This window comes from Bordetella tumbae, from assembly GCF_054780995.1.
The window spans coordinates 295,549-315,851 of the sequence record NZ_BAAGVG010000011.1 but is presented as its reverse complement, the minus strand read 5'-3'; the positions used below and the strand labels follow the sequence as shown (position 1 = coordinate 315,851).

Sequence of the window (20,303 nt, the reverse complement as noted above, 5' to 3'; positions counted from 1 at the left end):
CTCCGGATGCTATGCCGCCAGCGGCACGAGAAAATCTTGGCTGATACGGTTGCCCAAGTCGTTGATGCGCTCTAGAAAGCGTTCCAGATAGCGGTGCAGGCTGCTGTGCAAAATGTCCTCGATACGCCCGTAGCGCAGTTCCGCATACAACAGGCCCGCACGGCGCTCGGTTTCGGCGGAGCGTTGGTTGGTCACGCGTGCCAAGTCTTCCGTCAGGGCTTGTACCGAGGCCAACAGCGAACGTGGCATATCCGGACGCAGGATCAGCAATTCCGCAACGCGATCAGGGGTGATGACATCGCGATAGACCTTGCGATAGATCTCCAGACCCGATACAGAACTGAGCAGTGATGCCCAACGATAGAACTCGCTGCTGCGCGCAGCGAGATCATCCTGCTCTTCGTGAAACTTCACGTCCAGCAGCCGCGCCGTGTTGTCGGCTCTTTCCAGATGCATGCCCAATCGCAGGAAATGCAGGGCTTCGTCATCCAGCATCGTGCCGATGGTGACGCCACGCACCAAATGGGCACGGAATTTCACCCATTCAAAAAATTCGCCGGGATTACGTTCAGGCAAATGGGTCTGCAAGTGTTTCTGCAGTTCCAGCCACGTCGTGTTGTACGTTTCCCAGACCTCGGTTGTCAGGCTGCCACGCACGGCACGCGCATTTTCGCGGGCTGCACGCAGGCACGAATAGATCGAAGATTGGTTCGTCGGCTCGCGCACGAGGTAATGCAGCACGTCCAGCGGCGTGACCGCTGGATAACGGGCGTCGTAGTCATGCTGCAGTTCGGAAATACGCAGAACGGCGCGCCATAGACTGTCGCGGGCGTGAGCGTCCTGTGGCATGAGGGACATCTGCAGGTTGACGTCCAGCATGCGGGCCGTGTTCTCGGCCCGTTCGATATAGCGGCACATCCAGAACAGATTGTCGGCGGTACGGCTCAGCATGGTCATTCTCCCAGTACCCAAGTGTCTTTAGTGCCGCCGCCTTGGCTGCTGTTGACGACCAGCGAGCCTTCGGTCAATGCGACGCGGCACAGGCCTCCCGGCACGGTGCGGATGTCTTTGCCGCACAGCACATAGGGACGCAGATCGACATGGCGGGGTGCGACGCCAGACTGCACGTAGGTCGGAATCGTCGATAGCGCCAGGGTGGGCTGAGCGATGTAGTTGCTGGGACGGCTGCGAACGCGTTCTTTAAAGGCCTCCACTTGGGCGCGAGTCGAGGTGGGGCCGACCAGCATGCCGTAGCCGCCTGCACCGTGCACTTCCTTCACGACCAGTTCGTGCATGTGGGCCAAGACATGCGATAACTCGTCAGGCCGCGAACAACGCCACGTCGGGACGTTGGACAGGATCGGTTCCTCCTGCAGATAAAAACGGATCATGTCGGGCACGTACTGGTACGTGGATTTGTCGTCGGCAATGCCTGTGCCGATGGCATTGGCCAGCGTGACGCGCCCGGCGCGGTAGACCGACAGCAGTCCCGGCACACCTAACGCCGAGTCGGCTCGAAACGAGAGAGGATCCAGAAAATCATCGTCTACTCGACGATAGATGACATCTACCCGGCGCGGGCCGCGCGTGGTGCGCATGTACACCGTGTTCTGGTCGACGAAGAGATCCTGACCCTCGACCAGTTCCACGCCCATTTGTTGTGCGAGGAACGCGTGTTCAAAATAGGCCGAGTTGTACATCCCCGGTGTCAACACGACGACCGTGGGTGCGTCGGTGCTGCGCGGCGCGACCTCGCGCAGGTTATCCAGGAGCAAATCGGGATAATGCGCGACGGGTTTGACCTTGAGGCTGCTGAACGCCTCGGGCATCAGGCGCATCGACATTTTGCGGTTTTCCAGCATGTACGACACACCGGACGGGACACGCAGGTTGTCTTCCAGGACGTAGAACTCTCCAGCGCCGGCGCGCACGATATCGACACCGGCAATATGGCAATAGATGTCTTCGGCGACGTCTACGTCCTGCATTTCCGGGCGGTACTGTGCGTTCAGAAAGACTTGCTGGGCAGGCACGATCCCGGCGCGGACGATGTCATGACCGTGATAGATATCCCGGATGAACATATTCAGGGCGCGTACCCGTTGTGTCAGGCCGGCTGACAGATGGGCCCATTCATCGGCGGGAATGATGCGGGGGATGAGATCGAAAGGGATCAGCCGCTCGGTGCCGGCCTCGTCACCAGCCACAGAAAACGTGATACCGACGCGGCGGAAGCTGAGATCGGCCTCGACCTGCCGCGCCACCATGGCATCGGTGGATTCCTGAGTCAGCCACTGTGAAAACCCCGCATAGTGGGGGCGTACCAGGCCCTGGGCGTCGACCATTTCGTCATAGGCCGACGAGGGGGCGGGTTGTGCATGCAGCATGGGCTCCTCCGGTATCCTGTGCGGGCCTGCCGCGTGATCCGGATGGAGCCTGCGGCCCGACAGGGGGCGCTGGGTCCTGCGCCATATCAAACTGTTAAGCAACCCTTGTGCCAGCTCTGACCAGGCCTGATACGGCCCGCGCCTGTGCTTTTCCGTTGTAGCAGAGGAGGTATGGGAGGAGTGAGAGGGTTGCCCCTAGGGTAAATTCACGCACCGTCATGGTGCGTGCACCAATTTAACGCAGCACAAAAGATCCCACGACTCCCCCGGATGGCGCATTGGGACCCAGCAGCGGGGGCTCGGGCAACCATCCATCGGGCGTCAGAATGGCGTCCAGCCGTTCGTCGTGCGAGGCGGGCTGGTAGTCCTCGTCCAGCAGGCCCTCGTTCCAGGCAATGCCGATAGCTGTGAACTCATGGCCGGTTTGCCTTAAATCGGCGAGGGTCCGGTCGTAATAGCCGCCGCCATAGCCCAGGCGGTCGGCCTGATCGGTATAGCCGAGCGTGGGGACCAGGATGACGTCGGGGCGCAGCGCCGGCCGATCGGCTGAGGGTTCCTGGACATTAAAGGGGCCGCATTCCAGCGTATCGCCAGGTGTCCAGGCACGAAACTCCAGCGGGGCGTCCGTGTCACGGATCGCCGGCAGGGCGATGGCGATGCCGGCGTCTGCCCATTGTTGCAGCAATGGACGTAGATCAGGCTCGCCTGCCAGAGGCCAGAAGGCCGCTACGGTCGCGGGCACCTTCGCTCCTTGCTTGGCCGATTGTTCCCGTACCGCATTGAGCCAGGTGAACAGCCTTCCTCGCATGAGCAGGCCGCCGCGGCTGCGTTGCGACTCGGGAATGTCGGTACGGGCTTGCCGTAATCGCGCGCGTAGCGCGACTGCGTTATTCTGTGCGGTATTTTGAGTGTTCATTCGGATCGGCGATGCGGCAGTGGCTTGAATCAAGACGTTATCAGAAATCTGCGGTTCCCGAGGCCCGCCGGGCCGGGATGCCGGGCCGCGTCGATCGGCGCGCCAGCCGCTGGTTACCGGCGCTGGCGTTGATCACCGTTGCGTGTTCGTCTGTGGATGCTCAGCAAGGGCAGGGCGCGCCTGCGGGTCGCACCCAGCCAGCCCAGGCGAGCCTTCACATTCCTGCAGTGAAGTTGGCCGGGCTGCCTCCAACGCCGCAAACATCGGCCTTTCAGGCGGTCCTTGCTGCGCGCGACGCCAACGACCGCAAGCAATGGTCGGTGCTCGGGATGGCCATCCCACAGGCGCGCGGCGATGTATTGGGCGACTATCCCCAGTTCTGGCTGTTGAACTATCAGGTGTGGAATGCGCCCAGCAGCGCTTTTCCCAAAGCCGATGTGACGCGGTTTTTGCAGGAAAACGGCAATACCTATTTAGGTGAACGTCTGCGCGGGAACTGGATCTTGGCCGCGACGCGCCGGGGCGACTTTGAAACCGCCCGCGATTTGGGCGATATCCCGAATGCGGGTTCGCAAACGCAATGCGCCATGCTGGAGGCCCGTCATATGACGGGGCAGCGCGCCACGGCAAAGCAGGCCTTGGCTGTGTTCCAGCCGGGGAAAGACTGCTGGAATCTATACGACCAGTTGGTCGCTGACGGTGTCTTGGGGTGGGATGAAATCCAACCGCAACTGCGAGAGGCCATCGAGACCAACCGTACCGGCGATGCCCGCAAGTTTGCCGCCTATATCTTCGAGCCCAAAGATCAGAAAGCCTACGATGCGCTGATGAAAAGCCCGATGAAGTGGTTGACCCGACAAGATCATCAACGAATAGGGCGTAATGAAAAAGAGTTGACCGCCATCGCGTTGGCACGCCTGGCGCGGCAAGACATCGACGTCGCCGACAGCTATTTGCGTCGCGAGTGGGCGAACAATCTGGCCAAATCCGATCTGGCCTGGGTCCGCAGCCAGTATGCCTTGATCCTGGCATTGAATCTCGATAGCCGAGCCGATAGCTGGTATCGCGAAGCCGGCAATACCGTTGCGCTGACCGAATACAACGGCGCATGGCGCGTGCGTTCCGCGCTGCGTCAGCCGAAAATCGATTGGCGCTGGGTAGAAGACTCGATCGAGCACCTGCCCAAGTCACAACAAGAGGAACCCGTCTGGGTCTACTGGAAAGCGCGTGCCGACGCCGCCCGCGGCCGTCATGAACAGGCCCAGCGTGCCTACACCAGCATCGCCGATCAGTACCATTTTTACGGGCAACTTGCCTCCGAAGAACTGGGGCGCAGCATCACGGTGCCCGCTCGGCCGGCTCCCGTGACAGACGCGGAAATGAACGAGGCCCGCGCCAATGCCAGCCTGCGCCGTGCGGTGCATCTATTCCGCTTGGGGTGGCGTTCAGAGGCCGTTGGCGAGTGGAATTTCGCCCTGCGGGGGATGTCGGATCGGCAGTTGTTGGCCGCTGCAGAGTTGGCCCGGGCCGAAGACATCTACGATCGGGTGGTCAACACCTCCGAACGGACGCAGAATGAAGTCGACTTTACGCAACGCTATATCGCTCCCTTCGAGGGCCGTGTGACGGCCCAGGCGAACGCGATTGCCTTGGATCCTGCCTGGGTATATGGCCTGATTCGCCAGGAATCGCGTTTTGTCATGAATGCGCGTTCGCATGTCGGCGCATCGGGCTTGATGCAATTGATGCCCGCCACTGCCAAATGGGTGGCCCGTCAGATCGGCATGGCCGACTTCACGCCGTCCAGCGTCAATGACTTCGATACCAACACCAAGCTGGGCACCAACTACCTGAGCATCGTGCTCAATGGTCTGGATGGTTCGCAGGTGCTCGCCAGCGCGGGCTACAACGCGGGTCCTGGACGGCCAAAGACATGGCGTGCGACGTTATCGCATCCGGTAGAGGGCGCCATTTTCGCAGAGACGATTCCGTTCACAGAGACGCGCATCTACGTCAAGCACGTGTTGTCCAACGCGACCTACTATGCCGCGCTGTTCTCCGGCCAACCGCAGTCGCTGAAAGCGCGTTTAGGGCGCATCGAGCCGACCAGCGCCGTACGTACCGCCGAGGTGCAGTGATGGTGTCGGCGAGCACGCCGGCCATGTCCGTGGCCGCCGCCGTTCAAGGGTTGGCTGCGGATCCTGTTGTGACCGGCTTGCAGGTGTATATCGTGGGCGGGGCCGTGCGCGATGCGTTGCTGGGCCTGCCTGCCGGGGACCGCGATTGGGTGGTGGTCGGGGCAACGCCCGAGGACATGGCGCGCCGCGGGTTTAGTCCCGTGGGTGGCGATTTCCCCGTGTTCCTGCACCCGCGCACCAAAGAGGAATACGCGCTGGCGCGCACCGAACGCAAATCGGGCCGCGGCTATAAGGGCTTCACCTTTTATACCGGCGCCGACGTGACCTTGGAACAAGATCTGCAACGCCGCGACCTGACGGTCAATGCGATTGCCTGCACGCCGGATGGGCAATTGCATGATCCCTTGAATGGGGCGCGTGATATTCAGGCTCGTGTGCTGCGGCATGTCGGTGACGCGTTTGCCGAGGATCCGGTGCGGATCTTGCGCTTGGGGCGTTTTGCCGCGCGATTTGGCGATTTCACGGTGGCAGATGAGACCTTGGCTTTATGCCGCCGCATGGTCGCAGCCGGCGAGGCTGACGCGCTGGTCGCCGAACGTGTCTGGAAAGAGCTGTCGCGCGGCCTGCTGGCGAGGGCGCCTTCGCGCATGTTGCAGGTCTTGGCCCAGTCGGATGCACTGGCGCGCGTGATGCCGGAACTGCAGCAGATCGACATCGTGGGCAGCGATCTGGATCGCGCGTCGCAAGCCACCTTGGCGGTGGCAGGGCGTTATGCCTTGTTGTGCCGTCTTACCCCAGAGCGTGAGGCACTGAGCCGGCGACTACGTGTGCCCACCGAGTGCGCGGATCAGGCGCGATTGCTGCCGATATTGCTCGACAGTTTCGACGCGGCAGACGCGGATGTGCAACTGCGGTTGATCGAACAAACCGATGCGCTGCGCAAGCCCGAGCGATTCGTCGCACTGCTGGAGACGGCTGCGATCGTGCACGACGGGGATGATGCGGCGTGGCGGCTGCGGCTTGACGCTGCCCGTGCTGTCGATGCAGGGGCCATTGCGCGACAATGTGCTGCAGATCCTCAGCGTATCAAGAGCGCGGTTCGCGCTGCACGTTTGCAGGCGCTGATCGAGTTGCCCCATTAGCAGGACGCCTGACGCCACGTTCAACTTGGTCGAGAGTCGATCAGGCTATTGTCAAAGGAACTGACGTGGCGTCGTCGGGCAATGCGATGCCGTGCAGTTGTCGTGCCGATATCAAAGCGCTGCCAATCGATCCGCGCGCTTGAACCCTTGCAGCGGTGTTGTAATGCCGCGCCCCACCGCCAGCACTTTGAACAGTTCCCCCATCTCCGATTCGCTCAGCAGCTTCTGCACGGGAGCAATGGCCTGGGCGTAACTGCGTGCGTCGACCGGGTCGTATCGCGCGAGTAATTCAGTCAGTCCGGCGTTCATCAGAAATCGCGCCTGTGAGGTGTAGCCCAGGACTTGCAAGCCAGCCTCATGCGCCGCATCCGCCATGGCGGTGAAGTCGACGTGTGCGGTGATGTCCTGCACGCCAGGGGCGACCAACGGATCCGCGTGAGCGTGATGGTGCAAATGGCACATCAGCGTGCCGCCCGCACGCTGCGGGTGATAGTACTCATTGCGTGGAAAGCCATAGTCCACCAGCAATGCCGCGCCATGCGTCAGCCAGCGGCCCATCGCGCGCATCCATGCCTCGGCTTGCAGATTGATCTCGGACATATAGCCAGGCAGGCTCGGCATACGAGCCGCGACCGCCTGGGCGAGTTCGAGGCCGGCGGGGCGGTCTTGCCAGGTGAAGCCACCGTTGGTGTCCAGGGCTACCCCACGTTCCAGTACAGTGGCATCCGAGTTCCAGCTAAAGAGCGACACCGGCATGGCGTCGAGCACTTCGTTGGCCAGCACACAGCCCGAAAAACTGTCTGGCAATGCGTCCAGCCATTGGACCCGATCACCGTACGATGCCAATCGCGTCTGTTGGCGTGCACGCAGGTCAGCAGACACCTCGATGATGCGGTATTGCGCGGGCAGGTCCATGCGGTCGAGCTCGCTCAAGACACTGTCGGCCAGCGCACCCGTGCCCGCACCGAACTCCAACACGGTGTTGGTCTCCGTGTCGTTCAATATTTGAGCGACTTGCCGGGCAAGCGTGTAGCCAAACAACGGCGTGAGCTCGGGGGCTGTCACAAAATCGCCTTGGGCAATAGGAATGCCGCGCGCGTCCGTGGCGGCGGTGGAAGCGAGCTTGATCGCCCCCGCCGTGTAATACCCCAGGCCCGGCGCATACAGTGCTTGCGCCATCCATTGGTCGAATGGCAACCAGCCGCCCGACGCCTCGATGGCGCGTCGCAAATGCGCGGCGGTGCGTGCGCTGTGCTGCGCGCTGTCGGGGTCCAGTGCGGGTAGGGAAGAAGAGGCCGGGCGATGCATGAACGTGGTCCGTTACTCCGAGATCCCTCGGCATCCGTGCCGAGGAGGAAAGGGGCGCAGTGGCAAGACTGCAGGATTATTGGATTGTCCCACGCTGGCCGGGTGGGAGTGATCCGCATGGCGCGCGAGGCTCGAATGTGACACTGCCCGCCGGACCGTCAGAAACGGCAGGGCGGGCAGTGTGGAGGCTGATCGCGAAACGGCAGCTAATACAGGAGCCGTTCCTGGATGGGCGCCCGCGACGTCATGGATGCCGTCGCGGATTCCATCGTGGACTTAGTCGCGACGTGCGCCAGCGGGTTTGCCAAAGCGCTTGCCCGGGCCGCCGTCGCGTTGGGCAAACGGCTTGGACGAGGGACGAAAACCGCTGGGACGGCGCTCTGCGCCGCGGAATTCGCCTTCGGCGTGGGCGCGGGGGCGGAATTCACCACGGGCTTGAAACTCGCCGCGAGGTTTGAATTCACCGCGTTGGCCGTCGCGTTGCGGGCGGTCACCAAAACCTGCGGTCGGTTGGGCATCGCGCTCAGCACGCCAGTCGCCACGCTGCGGGCGGTCACCGAACGAACGGGCAGGACGGGCGCCTGCGGGACGCTCGTCACGGCCGCGCCAGCCGCCTTCACGCGGTTGGAACTCGCCGCGCGGGCCGCCCGAACGGGGCTGGAAGTCACCACGGGGCTTGAACTCGCCGCGCGGCTGGAAATCGCCGCGGGGTTTGAATTCACCACGAGATTGGAACTCACCGCGGGGCTGGAAATCGCCACGGGGCTTGAACTCGCCACGCGGTTGGAATTCACCACGGGCACCGCCGTCGCGGGATTTATGCTCGCCACCGCGCCAGCCGCCTTCGCGGGGGCCGTCAGCACGGGCGCCGCCATGGCTGCCGCGTCCTTCACGGAACGGGCGGTCGCCGCCGAACCCGCCGGGGCGTTTGCCAAAGGGCTTGCCGCCACGGCCGGCGCCGCCGCCCGCAAACGGACGCGGCGTGCGCTTGGGTTCCAGACCGGCGATGGTTTCCGGCGTGATGGATTGGCCGATGTAGTGCTCGATACGGCGGACCTTGTGGCGTTCGGAGTGCGTCGCCAGCGTGAAGGCTTGGCCATCACGGCCGGCACGGCCCGTACGGCCGATACGGTGCACGTAGTCTTCGGCTTGCATCGGCAGATCGAAGTTGACGGCGTGGCTGATGCCTTGCACATCGATACCGCGCGCTGCGACGTCGGTCGCAACCAGAATGCGCAATTGGCCGCGTTGCAACTGGGTCAAGGTACGGGTGCGTTGGCGCTGGTTCATGTCACCGTGCAGCGCTGCAGCGGCAAAGCCCTGGTCGGCCAGGCGGTCGGCCAGATCGTCGGCGCCGCGCTTGGTGGCGGTAAAGACGATGGCTTGATCCAGCTTGGCGTCACGCAGCACGTGATCCAGCAATTGCATTTTGTGGCTGGCGTCGTCGGCGTACAGCAGGCTTTGCGTGATGTTGGTGTGCTTGTCTTTCTGGCCGGCGATTTCGATGCGTTGAGGCTCACGCATCATGGCTGCGGCCAGCTTGGCCACGGTGCCATCCAGCGTTGCCGAGAACAACAACGTTTGGCGTTCTTGGGGCAAGCGGGCGACGATGGTTTCGATGTCCTCGATAAAGCCCATGTCCAGCATGCGATCGGCTTCGTCCAGCACCAGCGTGTGGACCGTGTTCAGTTTGACGCGGCCGGCCTTCAGGTGATCGAGCAGGCGGCCCGGCGTGGCAACCAGCACGTCGACGCGACGCGACAGGGCTTTCAATTGGGCGCCATAGGGCATGCCGCCTACTACAGTGGCGGTACGCAGGCCAGGCAGATTGCGGCCATAGGAGCCGGTGGCTTCGGCGACTTGCAGAGCCAGTTCGCGGGTGGGCGTCAGGACCAGTACCTGCACGCCTACGCCCTTGTTGCCAGGCTGGCCAGCAATGCGGTTCAACGCAGGCAGCATAAATGCGGCGGTCTTGCCGCTACCCGTTTGCGAGGACACCATCAGGTCATGGCCGGCGAGTGCTTGGGGGATCGCAGCGGCTTGAACAGGGGTGGGGGCGGAGAAACCGGCTTCTTGGAGGGCCGACAACAGAGTAGGAGCGAGACCCAGCGTTTCAAAAGACATTACTTGTCCTTGCCGCATAAAGCGGCGCATGTGCCGGGATAGCCGAGATAATAGCGGCGAGATCCGGGCGACGGTTGATGGAGCATCGGGCCGACCGGATCAACCGTGCGCACGGCGCGTTTTCTGAAACGCGAGGCGGAAGGAAAGGAGGTCAGGAATCGATGGTGTTCGGCATAAGGTCGGGCAACTTTCCCCGACAAACTATGACTGCGAAAACCAATCGCGCAATTACACGCGTATGAAATGCCAGAACAATTTTGTGCAGTGCCGCGACTATAACCTGAATTCCCCTTGGAGTACAGCCCCCTGGTTTTTTTCTATTGCCCAGTCAATAGGGGGTTTTCCCTGGTCAATGAGCCACGTGTTCACTTTGGCGAAATGTCCGCAGCCCAGAAAGGGAACAGGAGGGCGGCGCGCGGACAGCGGCGAGGGATGATTGGCCGTCAATACCAGGTGATCGCTGTTGCTTGGCAGCAACGATTGCTTGGCTTGCGCATGGGCGCCCCAGAGCAGAAAGGCCTTGGGGGCGGGGTCGCGGGCGACCAGGCGGATCAGGGCATCGGTCACAGTTTCCCATCCTCGCTTGGCGTGCGATGCGGGCTGGCCGTCCTCGACAGTCAGCGAAGTGTTCAACAGCAAGACCCCTTGGCCGACCCAGGGGGACAGATCATTGCCTCGAGGCAAAGACGTGCCGGGGAAATCCTTGGCAATCTCGTTAAAGATGTTGCGCAAGCTGGGAGGGCGCTTGCAGTCATCGGGTACAGAAAACGCCAGTCCCTGAGCCTGGCCCGGGCCGTGATAGGGATCCTGACCCAGAATCACGACTCGCACGTCGGCTGGCGCCAGATGATCCAGGGCGCGAAAAGGGGTAGCTGGATACACCACCGCACCGGCGGTCAGGCGTGCTTCGACGTGGTCGATGATCCCGGAAAGCGCCTGCGCGACGCCAGGAGCCTGTAGGGCAGCCTGCCAGGCAGTGGGTAGATGGCTGGCTTGCGCAGCCAACGTGTTCTTGTGCAAGCGATTGTCATGTGCCATGGTGGAATTTTGGCACATGACTGAGCCAATCATGCCGGGGCCTTTCAGGCAGACATCCATTAGAACGTCCGAGCTGAAGTTCGAAATAAGACCCTGGACAGCGTCCGGCGCGGCAGTATTTGCCGCGTTGGAAACAGCTTGTAGTCATTTCCGCGTTTCATCGCACCTCGATGCGAGACAGACTTCTCGCTCGGGAGTAAAGTAAAACACGCTATACCGCAGTATCGGCTCGGCGTTTGATGACATGAAGGCATGTCGCGACTGAGCTGTTTTTCAGGAAAGACAGTTATGAAGTCCCGATTTTGGCGTGCGGCGGCGCTGGCCGTTGCGCTGGCCGCATGTAGCGGGCAAGTTTCTGCCCACGGCGGGTACCGCCATTATCACGGTGGTTATTACGGCGGTTCGGGCTGGTGGATTGGCGGGGCGCTTTTAGGTGCCGGCGTGGCATTGGCGCTGACCAGCGGTCCACGCTACGCATACAGCGGCGTCAGCTATACCTCGCCTCCCGTGTATTACTCACCCGGACCGTATGTGGCTCCGCCTGTCACCTACGTGACGCCGGCACCTGTGGTGACCTATGCGACGCCACGAGTGACCGTGGCGTCATCCAGCCTGAACGTTGTTGCCTATCCGGCTAACGGGCAAAGCGACTCCCAGCAACAGCAGGATCGCCTGGATTGCGAAAACTGGGCAATGAACCAGAGCGGGCTGGATCCTGACAACATCACCGAATACACCACGAGTGCATCGGCTGAGTCCTACACGCGCGCCATGGGAGCGTGTTTCAAGGGCAAGGGATACAGCATCAACTGATCGATTCGCCCATGCCTGTCAGCGTATAGGCAGCGCGTACATCAACCCGCCCTGATTCCATTGGGCGTTCAAGCCGCGCGCAATTTTCAGTGGGCTGCCCGCACCGACGTTGCGATCAAAACTCTCGCCGTAATTGCCGACCTGTTTGATGATGTGATACGCCCACTTGTCATCCAGACCCATGTTGGCACCCGCCCCAGGCGTCACGCCGAGAATGCGTTGGACATTGGGGTTTGTGTTTTTGGTTTGCTCGTCCACATTAGCCGAGGTGATGCCGTATTCCTCGGCCTCGATCATGGCAGACAATGACCAATGTACGATATTCAGCCAGCGATCATCGCCTTGGCGTACAAAGGGGCCGAGCGGCTCTTTCGAGATGATTTCGGGCAAGACGAGATAATCGTCCGGGTTTTGCAGCTTGGAAATCCGGATCGATGCCAGACCGGATGCGTCGGTACTGAAGACATCGCAGCGGCCCGAGGCAAAGGCATTGACGACCTCGTCGAAGGTTTCGATGACGACGGGTTTGTATTCCACCTTGTGAGCACGTGCCCAATCGGCCAAGGTGTTTTCATTGGACGTGCCCGTTTGCAGGCAGATCGTGGCGCCGTTGAGCTCAGTTGCGCTTTTCACGCCCAGCGATTTGGGAACGAGAAAGCCTTGGCCATCATAGAAATTGATGCCCGCATGGATCAGGCCGAGCGCAGTGTCACGCTGTTGGGTGACGGTCGTGTTGCGCGTCAGCACATCGATTTCGCCCGATTGCAGCGCGGTGAAGCGTTGCTGAGAATTCAGCGGGACGACTTTGAATTTGGTGGCGTCGCCAAAGACAGCGGCGGCGACGGCGCGGCATAGGTCCACGTCCAGACCGCGCCAGACTCCTTTGGCGTCCGGTGCTGAAAAACCCGCAAACCCCGTGGTAGTGCCGCAGCGGACTTCGCCGCGTTTTTTGACGACATCGAGTGTGGCGGCTTGTGCGCCAGCGAACGTGCCGAGCAACAAAGCGGCAGCGATTAGGCCTTTCGTGATTTTCATGGTGTGCTTCTCCCTCTACCTAAGCCGACGATCAAAGCGGCCCGTATGTGCGAACCCGACAGCGTAACGAGCTTGTTCGGGCTTGCCAAATAACGGGATGGAATAAGGATTCTACGCGGTGGCGGATTGGGGTGAGTCCAAGCGGGAGAGTTCACCTGTCCGTCAGTGCCAGAGCAGGGCGTTCATTGCTTCGACCAAGCGGTCGCGATAGCGAGACAGCAGCTGCCGGGTTTGCGCCTGTCTCGTGTGCCAGTCCGCAGATTCTGTGCCCGGCGGCACACGAGGCGCAGCCCAGATCGCGTCCGGATAATGCCGGTCGCCTTGCCAACGCGGTATCACGTGCCAATGCAGATGCGGCACCATGTTGCCCAGCGATGCCAGATTGATCTTGTCTGGGGCAAGGATGTCGCGCTGCACTTGTTCCACGGTATAGACCGCGCGCATCATCAAATCGCGCCCGTGCGTAGATAGGCTGGTCATTTCCGGCAGATGGCCGTGCCAGATGACACGCGTGAAGCCCGGGTAATCGGCATCCTCGACCTCGATCACACGCAGGTGCGTGCCCCGCCATAGGACAGTGCCGCCGTCTTCGCGGCAGAGAGGGCAATTAGGGTCGCGTGCGCTCACAGGACTTTCCGATATTGAATGAAGCCGGGTAGGTCGGCCACGCGGTCGTAGAGCTGCCGCGCGGTGGTGTTGGTTTCATGGGTCAGCCAATATACGCGAGCGGCGTTGGCGGCGCGAGCCTGTGCGTAGACGTGCTCGATCAGGTGGCGGCCGTGGCCGCCGCCGCGTACGTCCGGCGCGACAAACAGATCCTGCAAATAACAATAATCGCCAGGCGTCCAGGTCGACCGATGAAATATCCAGTGCACCAACCCTACTGCCCGTCCTTCGTGATAGGACAGCGCGGCGTGGACAGGCTCGGTGGGATCCAGCATCCGGGCCCAGGTGGTGCGCGTGGCGCTTTCAGGGATATCGACCTGATAAAACGCTTGATAGCCTTTCCATAGCGGCAGCCAGGCATCGAAATCGGTATCGGAAACGGGGCGGATATCAGGAGATTGAGCCATGATGGGTCACCAGGGAAGTTACAGGGTTTGTTCCAGCGCTGCGACGATGTTTTTTAGCACGTGTACGCGTGCATAGCGTTTGTCGTTAGTGCCGATGACGTGCCACGGTGCATGTTCCGTATCGGTACGCGCCAACATGTCGTTGGCGGCGCTGGCATATTGCTTCCATTTTTCGCGGTTGCGCCAATCGTCGGGCGTGATCTTGAAATTCTTGAAAGGCGAGCGTTCGCGTTCGTGAAAGCGTTGCAGTTGCTCTTCGGGGGTAATGGCCAACCAAAATTTCAGCACGATCGTGCCATGATCGGTCTGCTGGCGTTCAAAGTCGTTGATCTCTGCGTAGGCACGCCGCCAGTCGGCGGTCGAGGCAAACCCCTCGACACGTTCGACCAACACGCGGCCGTACCAGGAGCGGTCGAAAATCGCGATGCGGCCCTGCCGCGGCAGGCGGCGCCAGAACCGCCACAAATAGGGGTGCATCAGTTCATCAGGCGTGGGGGCGCTGATCGGGTGGATATCGACTTGCCGCAGATCGAGTGCGTGTGTGACGCGGCGGATGGCACCGCCTTTGCCGGCGGCATCCTGCCCCTCGAAGGCCAGGATCAAAGAACGTTCTCTGAACGCGTCTGATCGGACTGCGCGGGCGAGTTGGCCCTGCAGCAAGCCGAGTTCGGACTCGTAATCTTCCTTGTCCAATTTGGTGTGGTAATCGAGCTGCGCCAGACGGTCGGGGCTGTGCCGTCTGGCGAGACCGGGTGCGTTGAAAACCTGTGCCCTGGGTGTGGGAGAGCGATGCTGCAGGGCCTGCTGCACAGCCTGTGCTGTGCGTATTGCACGCATATGCTCGTCTGCGCTGGGGATGATGGTCCAAGGAGCGTGAGGGGGATTCAGATGCTCGATGACTTGCTGGCCCGCACGGCAGATCCGGTCATACTTTTTGTGGACTTTACGATCAGCGGGCTTGACCTGCCAGGCGGTTTCCGGGCTGGAGAGCAGCACCTTGGTGCGGTCGGCTTGGGCCTGGGCCGAGAGGTGGTACCAGAGCTTGATGATCTGTACGCCCTCGGCGGCGAGCCCAGCCTCAAAGCGCGTGATCGCTTCTGCGTAGGTTGTCATTCGACGCGGCCGTGGTTTTTTGCGTGAGGCTTCGAGTAATAGCGGCACGTACCACGAGCCGAACACAATGCCGGTCTTGCCCTTGGCTGGCAGCTCATTCCAGTAGCGCCAGAACGGAGGATGCTCCTGTTCGTCGAAGGTTGGCGCGCCAAACGCCAGGGTGTGGATATGGCGGGGATCCATCCACTCGTTGAGCAGATTGATGGCGCCGCCTTTGCCTGCCCCATCTATCCCCGATACGACGATCAACAGGCTGCGGTCAGCCCGTTCCAGCAGCCGATACTGCGCTTTGAGCAAGGCAGCGCGCAGCCGTGGTTCCTGCGCGTCGAATTCTTCTTTGGAAAGCGAGGGATCGGACTGGGCGTCTGCAAACATGGGTGGCATCTCGGGGCGAAAGTGGAGATGTCCGATGGTGCAGGATATCGGAATGAGGCACAAGCAAATCGTGACCGCTACGAGGCGGCCCAAGCAGGTCGGTGCCCTGTCATGCTGACAAACGAAAATCGGCAATTAGGGATTTCATGGAACAAGATCATTGGGAGGGTTACTCAGAGTGGCCATATCGGTGTTGTTTTGTGGCAATTTTTACTTGAGATAACGGGAATAAACCAAATGAACGTGATGAGTTCGATGACGATCGGCGGGGCCCTGCTGCGTAACGTCCATAGTTCGATGACGACCGGCGCGACCCTGCTGCGCAACGCCTACAGACCGGAGGTCGACGCCACGACGGCGCGGACCCAGCCGCGCAGCGATAGCGACGTGCGTGAAAGTTATAACGCGGCGGTCAACAAAGCCTATGAGGCCTTTGTCAAGGAGGCTGCGATCTACCATGACAACCAGGAATGCTTTGGCGAGGAATTGGCGCGTAAAGCGTTCGATACTCGGGACTCGATCAAAAAGGCCCATCAAGCCGAAACCTCTTGGTATGGGCAGATTTACATCTGGGCTCGCAACCTTTGGACGTATGGGTCGGACAATGCCACCTACGAGGGTCTGAGCAAGAAGAAAAACCCCGAAGAAATCGCATACTCGGCGTTTAAAACCGACGGGGGTGACATGGGGCTGACTGGCAATGGCTTCGGCGATATCCTGGATACGTGGAATGCCATCAAGGCCGACTGCGATCTGTACCCCGAGGACATTACTCCCGCGATGGTCGCCGTCTTCAAGGCGCAGCCCCACGGACAGGTCGACGTGGCCGCGATTCTGGCTGGCAACGTGGCCGACGTTCTGGTGTGGGACGAGGCCGAAATCGCTGCGATCGTGGCTGCGCGTCCGGCGAGCTCTGACATCGTGTCGAAAGATGAACTGATGGCCTCGGTGGTGCAGCATACGCCGCGCCGCAACCTCGTTGCCTATATCTGAGCCAATGAGCCATAAGCCAGCTTGGTAAAACGTAGTCCGGGAAAATGACAGGCCTAGCGGTTATCGAATTCGCCAATCTCGACATGCTCAGCGGTTCACCCAAAATGCAATCGGCGCATCCTGATGGACGCGCCGATTGCATGTCAGCTCGCGCTACGGCGGCGTCAGTCGTAAGAACGTATATCGTCGATGACTTTGCCATCATTGGGCAGGCTGCCCGCGTCGACCCATTGCACGTCGGCACGCAGTTTGGTGATGTCGCGGGCCGAGGTCGCGATGCGTTCGGCCAGGGCCTCGGAGTGATCGTCGGTCTCGACCTGAAGCACCATGCGATCGCTGCCCATTTGTCCGCTGACGACTAGCCGCGCTCGGCGGATTTCGGGATGGCGCGCCAGGATTTCAGCCACCTGCGAGGGATGGACAAACAGGCCTCGGACTTTGGTAGTCTGATCGGCGCGGCCCATCCAGCCTTTGATGCGCAGATTCGTGCGGCCGCAGGGCGACGTGCCGGGCAGTACCGCAGACAGGTCGCCGGTACCGAAGCGCACCAAGGGATAGTCGGGGTTCAGGGTAGTGACGACGACTTCTCCGACCTCGCCCTCAGGCACTGGTATGCCGGTGCCGGGGCGCACGATTTCCAGGATGATTTCCTCACCGACGACCAAGCCCTCGCGGGCCGGCGTTTCAAAGGCAATCATGCCGAGGTCGGCGCTGCCATAGGCTTGATAGCCATCTATACCGCGTGCTGTCAGCCAGTCTCGCAGCGAAGGAGGAAAGGCTTCTCCCGATACGAGCGCGCGGCGCAGCGACGGTAATGTCACGCCCAGCTCATCGGCTTTTTCCAGAATGATTTTCAGAAAGCTCGGCGTGCCTAGATAGCCGCTGGGCGCCAGATCGGCTATGGCACGGACTTGCTGTTCAGTCTGACCTGTGCCGCCAGGAAAAACCGTGCAGCCTACGGCATGGGCTGCGGTTTCCATCATCGAGCCCGCGGGGGTGAAGTGATATGAAAAGCAGTTGTGCGCCAACTCGCCAGACCGAAACCCTGCCGCATAGAGTGCGCGGGCAAAACGCCAATAGTCGGCGCGACTGCTTTCCGGTTCGTAGATCGGGCCAGGCGAAGCAAAGACGCGCAGCGCTTGCCCCCAACCGATGGTTGAAAACCCGCCAAAGGCCTTGGCAGGGCTGGCAGGACGGTTGCTGGCACGACTATGTTGCTGCTTTTCCAGCAATTCGTGCTTGCGCAAAACGGGAAGCGCTGCGAGCGCCTGGCGTGAATCCACGCCGCGTGGATCGACTCCGTGCAATTGTTCGGCAATGGCGGGTGCTCGAGCCATGGCATGTGCAACAACGCCCGGCAATGCCGCCATCAGATCGCGTTCGCGCTGTTCGGGGGCGCGGGTTTCCAGTGCATCAAAAAACGCAGGCATGTGATCGCACTCTATGAAAGGCCAAAAGGCGTAAACAAAGGCATTAAGGGTCAAGCCAGCCAGCGTTTGCGGCGCCGGTAGAACTTGTTATCGCGAAAGCTTTTGCGTTCTCCGCTGGAGATGCCCAGGTAGAACTCTTTGACGTCCTCATTGCGGCTGAGCTCGCCGGCATCGCCGTCCATCATGACGCGGCCGTTTTCCAGGATGTAGCCGTAGTCGGCATAGCGCAGCGCGATGTTCGTATTCTGCTCGGCCAATAGAAAGCTCACGCGCTCCCGTTGATTCAGGTCTCGCACAATTTCGAAAATTTCCTCGACGATTTGAGGCGCCAGGCCCATGGAGGGCTCGTCGAGCAGAATCATGTTGGGGTTGGCCATCAACGCGCGACCGATCGCGGTCATTTGCTGTTCGCCGCCCGAGGTATAGCCCGCCTGGCTCGTGCGCCGTTGCTTCAGGCGCGGGAAATATTGGTAGACGCGGTCCAAGGCTACTGCCGTGTCGCCGCGGCTGAGGTCTCGGGTATAGGCGCCCGTCAGCAGGTTGTCCTCAATGGTCAGATGGGCGAAACAATGGCGGCCCTCCATGACCTGTACGACGCCGCGTTTTACCAGCTCGGCAGGCGAGAGCTGGTCGATGCGTTGACCGCGGTATTGAATGGAGCCTTTTGTGACGTCGCCACGCTCGCCCTTCAGGAGATTCGACACAGCGCGCAGTGTCGTGGTTTTGCCCGCGCCATTGGCGCCCAGCAAGGCGACGATGCGGCCTTCGGGGACTTGCAGCGAGACACCTTTCAGCACCAGGATCACGTGGTTGTAGATGACCTCGATACCGTTGACGTCCAGCAACGGTGCAGCGATGTCGGGTGCCGTTGCCTTGGCTGCCCCCGAGTTTGTCATCGGGGTGCTGGCCACGGCGGACGGTTGGGCAGTGTTTGCAGCAGTCATAGCAGTTCCTGCGTGGTAGCCGCCAACGCACGAGGCGCCGGCGGCTGGTTCACATCAACCTTCGCATTTGCGAGGCGTGATGTTCTTTTCTTTGGCGTATTTCTCTGCCGCCTCTTTCACCAGCGGCCCGGTAACCGCCTTGTCGGCCTGGTACCAGTCGGAGACGACTTTGAAGTCTTTGCCATCCCACTGCACGATGCGCGCCCAGTCGTCACCCATGTGGTTGCTGCACGAGGTTTTCACCGGCCGCATGATGTCGCCAAAGCCCAATTCGTTCAGGCGTTCCTGAGTCAGGTTCAGGTTTTCAAAGCCCCAACGGACTTGCTCGGGCGTCAAGTGTTTGCCTTTGCCGAATTTTTCCTGCGCGGCGCGGATGGCCTCGACTTGCAGCATCGAGATCATCATGCCTCGGGTGTGCGCGATCGTACCGAGCGTGGAGCTGCCCGAGGCGTCGCTGCCCTGGCCTTTGTCGTAGACGTACTTTTTCAAGTCTTCGTAGACCTTGCCCTGGGCAGCGCTGTTGTGGATGGTGATCGCGTTATAGCCTTTGGCAACCGTGCCCAGGTCTTTGACGTCGCCCTCAGAGCCTGCCCACCAGATGGCATACATTTTTTCGCGCGGATAGCCTGTGGCCTGGGCCTCGCGTATGGCCGTCGGCGTCATGATGCCGGCGCTCCACAGCAGCACGTAGGCGGGGCGCGATTGGCGGATTTGCAGCCAGGTGGACTTTTGCTCTACCCCTGGCGCAGTGACCGGATAGAGCAGCAGTTCGAAGCCTTCCTTGGCCGCACGTTTTTGCAGCAGCGCGATGGGTTCTTTGCCGTAGGGGGAGTCATGGTAGACCAGGGCGATCTTTTTACCCTTGAGCTTGTCCATGCCGCCTTCTTTTTTGGCGATGTCCTGGATCATGACATCGGCTGCCGTCCAATAGGTGCCGAGCAACGGGAAGTTCCATTCAAAGACACTGCCGTCGACCGATTGCGAGAGGCCGTAGCCCATCGTTTCTACCGGGACTTTGTCGACGATGGCTTTGTCCGTCACGGCAAAGGTGATGCCCGTGGATTGGGTGTCAAAACCCGATGCTCCACCACTCTTGCCCTTCAGACGCTCGTAGCATTCCACGCCACGATCGGTGGCATACGCCGTTTCGCACTCTTCGTAGGTGATCTTGACGCCGTTGATGCCGCCGTCGCGTGCGTTGACCAATTTCAGATAGTCCAGTTTCCCGTCGGCCCAGGGGATGCCCAGCGGCGCGAACGAACCGGTGCGATACACCAAGAGCGGAACGAACTGCTCTTCAGCCGCCAGTGCTGGCGCGGCGGCGCTGAGGGCGCCTGCGGCGGCCAGGCAGGCCGCAGCCCATTTCAAGTTAAGACGCTTCATCTCCATTTACCTCCTGCTTGGTGTGATTGACACCAGGATTGGCCCGGTCTGAAGCCGGGTAGTCAAAGAGACTGCTGCGTCGCGGACGGCG

General features: G+C 61.1%; 17 protein-coding genes. 4 read left to right on the top strand and 13 right to left on the bottom strand.

Going from position 1 to position 20,303, the window contains the following annotated elements:
* Positions 1 to 9: 9 nt before the first annotated feature.
* From ACYVI2_RS10070 to ACYVI2_RS10060, 3 genes are all read right to left on the bottom strand, one after another.
* Entirely contained in the window at positions 10 to 951 is a 942-nt protein-coding gene (locus ACYVI2_RS10070) for an alpha-E domain-containing protein (protein WP_415820939.1), read from the bottom strand.
* Between the two features lie 2 nt (positions 952 to 953).
* Positions 954 to 2,387 (bottom strand): circularly permuted type 2 ATP-grasp protein, encoded by a 1,434-nt coding sequence (locus ACYVI2_RS10065; protein ID WP_415820938.1) that lies wholly within the window; start codon positions 2,385 to 2,387, stop codon positions 954 to 956.
* 235 nt (positions 2,388 to 2,622) lie between these two features.
* Complete coding sequence (locus ACYVI2_RS10060; protein WP_415820937.1) at positions 2,623 to 3,303, bottom strand: 5-formyltetrahydrofolate cyclo-ligase; 681 nt, start codon at positions 3,301 to 3,303, stop codon at positions 2,623 to 2,625.
* Positions 3,304 to 3,314: 11 nt separating this feature from the next.
* Here ACYVI2_RS10060 and ACYVI2_RS10055 point away from each other — a divergent pair, with 11 nt between their 5' ends.
* Entirely contained in the window at positions 3,315 to 5,441 is a 2,127-nt protein-coding gene (locus tag ACYVI2_RS10055) for a lytic transglycosylase domain-containing protein (RefSeq protein ID WP_415820936.1), read from the top strand.
* 23 nt (positions 5,442 to 5,464) lie between these two features.
* On the top strand, positions 5,465 to 6,583 hold the full coding sequence (locus ACYVI2_RS10050) for a CCA tRNA nucleotidyltransferase (protein ID WP_415820946.1): 1,119 nt from the start codon (positions 5,465 to 5,467) through the stop codon (positions 6,581 to 6,583).
* 111 nt (positions 6,584 to 6,694) lie between these two features.
* On the opposite strand, the gene ACYVI2_RS10045 is transcribed toward ACYVI2_RS10050, so the two are convergent.
* The 3 genes from ACYVI2_RS10045 to ACYVI2_RS10035 all read right to left on the bottom strand — a co-directional run bounded on the left by ACYVI2_RS10045 (position 6,695) and on the right by ACYVI2_RS10035 (position 11,053).
* The gene (locus ACYVI2_RS10045; RefSeq protein ID WP_415820935.1) at positions 6,695 to 7,891 is read right to left on the bottom strand and encodes a class I SAM-dependent methyltransferase; all 1,197 of its coding nucleotides are present in this window, start codon (positions 7,889 to 7,891) and stop codon (positions 6,695 to 6,697) included.
* 276 nt (positions 7,892 to 8,167) lie between these two features.
* Positions 8,168 to 10,015, bottom strand: a complete 1,848-nt coding sequence (locus tag ACYVI2_RS10040) for a DEAD/DEAH box helicase (RefSeq protein ID WP_415820934.1) — start codon at positions 10,013 to 10,015, stop codon at positions 8,168 to 8,170.
* A gap of 273 nt (positions 10,016 to 10,288) precedes the next feature.
* Entirely contained in the window at positions 10,289 to 11,053 is a 765-nt protein-coding gene (locus ACYVI2_RS10035; protein WP_415820933.1) for a uracil-DNA glycosylase, read from the bottom strand.
* A 288-nt stretch (positions 11,054 to 11,341) separates the two neighbouring features.
* On the opposite strand from ACYVI2_RS10035, the gene ACYVI2_RS10030 reads away from it, so the two are divergent.
* Positions 11,342 to 11,866 (top strand): hypothetical protein, encoded by a 525-nt coding sequence (locus ACYVI2_RS10030; protein ID WP_415820932.1) that lies wholly within the window; start codon positions 11,342 to 11,344, stop codon positions 11,864 to 11,866.
* A gap of 18 nt (positions 11,867 to 11,884) precedes the next feature.
* On the opposite strand, the gene ACYVI2_RS10025 is transcribed toward ACYVI2_RS10030, so the two are convergent.
* From ACYVI2_RS10025 to pap, 4 genes are all read right to left on the bottom strand, one after another.
* A complete protein-coding gene (locus tag ACYVI2_RS10025; protein ID WP_415820931.1) occupies positions 11,885 to 12,901 on the bottom strand; it encodes an amino acid ABC transporter substrate-binding protein in 1,017 nt (338 codons plus the stop codon).
* 162 nt (positions 12,902 to 13,063) lie between these two features.
* Entirely contained in the window at positions 13,064 to 13,528 is a 465-nt protein-coding gene (locus ACYVI2_RS10020) for an HIT family protein (protein ID WP_415820930.1), read from the bottom strand.
* A complete protein-coding gene (locus ACYVI2_RS10015; protein WP_415820929.1) occupies positions 13,525 to 13,974 on the bottom strand; it encodes a GNAT family N-acetyltransferase in 450 nt (149 codons plus the stop codon). The genes ACYVI2_RS10020 and ACYVI2_RS10015 overlap by 4 nt, the downstream gene beginning before the upstream one ends.
* A gap of 18 nt (positions 13,975 to 13,992) precedes the next feature.
* Positions 13,993 to 15,462, bottom strand: a complete 1,470-nt coding sequence (pap, locus tag ACYVI2_RS10010) for a polyphosphate:AMP phosphotransferase (RefSeq protein WP_415820928.1) — start codon at positions 15,460 to 15,462, stop codon at positions 13,993 to 13,995.
* Positions 15,463 to 15,699: 237 nt separating this feature from the next.
* On the opposite strand from pap, the gene ACYVI2_RS10005 reads away from it, so the two are divergent.
* Positions 15,700 to 16,455, top strand: coding sequence for a hypothetical protein (locus ACYVI2_RS10005; protein WP_415820927.1), 756 nt, complete (start codon positions 15,700 to 15,702; stop codon positions 16,453 to 16,455).
* A gap of 164 nt (positions 16,456 to 16,619) precedes the next feature.
* Here ACYVI2_RS10005 and ACYVI2_RS10000 read toward each other — a convergent pair whose 3' ends face one another.
* The 3 genes from ACYVI2_RS10000 to ACYVI2_RS09990 all read right to left on the bottom strand — a co-directional run bounded on the left by ACYVI2_RS10000 (position 16,620) and on the right by ACYVI2_RS09990 (position 20,218).
* A complete protein-coding gene (locus ACYVI2_RS10000) occupies positions 16,620 to 17,885 on the bottom strand; it encodes a phenylacetate--CoA ligase family protein (protein WP_415820926.1) in 1,266 nt (421 codons plus the stop codon).
* 50 nt (positions 17,886 to 17,935) lie between these two features.
* Complete coding sequence (locus tag ACYVI2_RS09995) at positions 17,936 to 18,781, bottom strand: ABC transporter ATP-binding protein (RefSeq protein ID WP_415820945.1); 846 nt, start codon at positions 18,779 to 18,781, stop codon at positions 17,936 to 17,938.
* 102 nt (positions 18,782 to 18,883) lie between these two features.
* Positions 18,884 to 20,218, bottom strand: coding sequence for an ABC transporter substrate-binding protein (locus ACYVI2_RS09990; RefSeq protein ID WP_415820925.1), 1,335 nt, complete (start codon positions 20,216 to 20,218; stop codon positions 18,884 to 18,886).
* Positions 20,219 to 20,303: the final 85 nt, after the last annotated feature.

What these genes read in the sequence shown, in the direction of transcription:
- ACYVI2_RS10030 (WP_415820932.1), top strand. Translation starts at nt 11,342, where the DNA reads ATGAAGTCCCGATTTTGGCGTGCGGCGGCGCTGGCCGTTGCGCTGGCC.
- ACYVI2_RS09990 (WP_415820925.1), bottom strand. Translation starts at nt 20,218, where the DNA reads ATGGAGATGAAGCGTCTTAACTTGAAATGGGCTGCGGCCTGCCTGGCC.
- ACYVI2_RS10060 (WP_415820937.1), bottom strand. Translation starts at nt 3,303, where the DNA reads ATGAACACTCAAAATACCGCACAGAATAACGCAGTCGCGCTACGCGCG.
- ACYVI2_RS10025 (WP_415820931.1), bottom strand. Translation starts at nt 12,901, where the DNA reads ATGAAAATCACGAAAGGCCTAATCGCTGCCGCTTTGTTGCTCGGCACG.
- ACYVI2_RS10055 (WP_415820936.1), top strand. Translation starts at nt 3,315, where the DNA reads ATGCGGCAGTGGCTTGAATCAAGACGTTATCAGAAATCTGCGGTTCCC.
- ACYVI2_RS10040 (WP_415820934.1), bottom strand. Translation starts at nt 10,015, where the DNA reads ATGTCTTTTGAAACGCTGGGTCTCGCTCCTACTCTGTTGTCGGCCCTC.
- ACYVI2_RS10000 (WP_415820926.1), bottom strand. Translation starts at nt 17,885, where the DNA reads ATGCCTGCGTTTTTTGATGCACTGGAAACCCGCGCCCCCGAACAGCGC.
- ACYVI2_RS10045 (WP_415820935.1), bottom strand. Translation starts at nt 7,891, where the DNA reads ATGCATCGCCCGGCCTCTTCTTCCCTACCCGCACTGGACCCCGACAGC.
- ACYVI2_RS10005 (WP_415820927.1), top strand. Translation starts at nt 15,700, where the DNA reads ATGAACGTGATGAGTTCGATGACGATCGGCGGGGCCCTGCTGCGTAAC.
- ACYVI2_RS10065 (WP_415820938.1), bottom strand. Translation starts at nt 2,387, where the DNA reads ATGCTGCATGCACAACCCGCCCCCTCGTCGGCCTATGACGAAATGGTC.
- ACYVI2_RS10070 (WP_415820939.1), bottom strand. Translation starts at nt 951, where the DNA reads ATGCTGAGCCGTACCGCCGACAATCTGTTCTGGATGTGCCGCTATATC.
- ACYVI2_RS10015 (WP_415820929.1), bottom strand. Translation starts at nt 13,974, where the DNA reads ATGGCTCAATCTCCTGATATCCGCCCCGTTTCCGATACCGATTTCGAT.
- ACYVI2_RS09995 (WP_415820945.1), bottom strand. Translation starts at nt 18,781, where the DNA reads ATGACAAACTCGGGGGCAGCCAAGGCAACGGCACCCGACATCGCTGCA.
- ACYVI2_RS10050 (WP_415820946.1), top strand. Translation starts at nt 5,465, where the DNA reads ATGTCCGTGGCCGCCGCCGTTCAAGGGTTGGCTGCGGATCCTGTTGTG.
- ACYVI2_RS10035 (WP_415820933.1), bottom strand. Translation starts at nt 11,053, where the DNA reads ATGGCACATGACAATCGCTTGCACAAGAACACGTTGGCTGCGCAAGCC.
- pap (WP_415820928.1), bottom strand. Translation starts at nt 15,462, where the DNA reads ATGTTTGCAGACGCCCAGTCCGATCCCTCGCTTTCCAAAGAAGAATTC.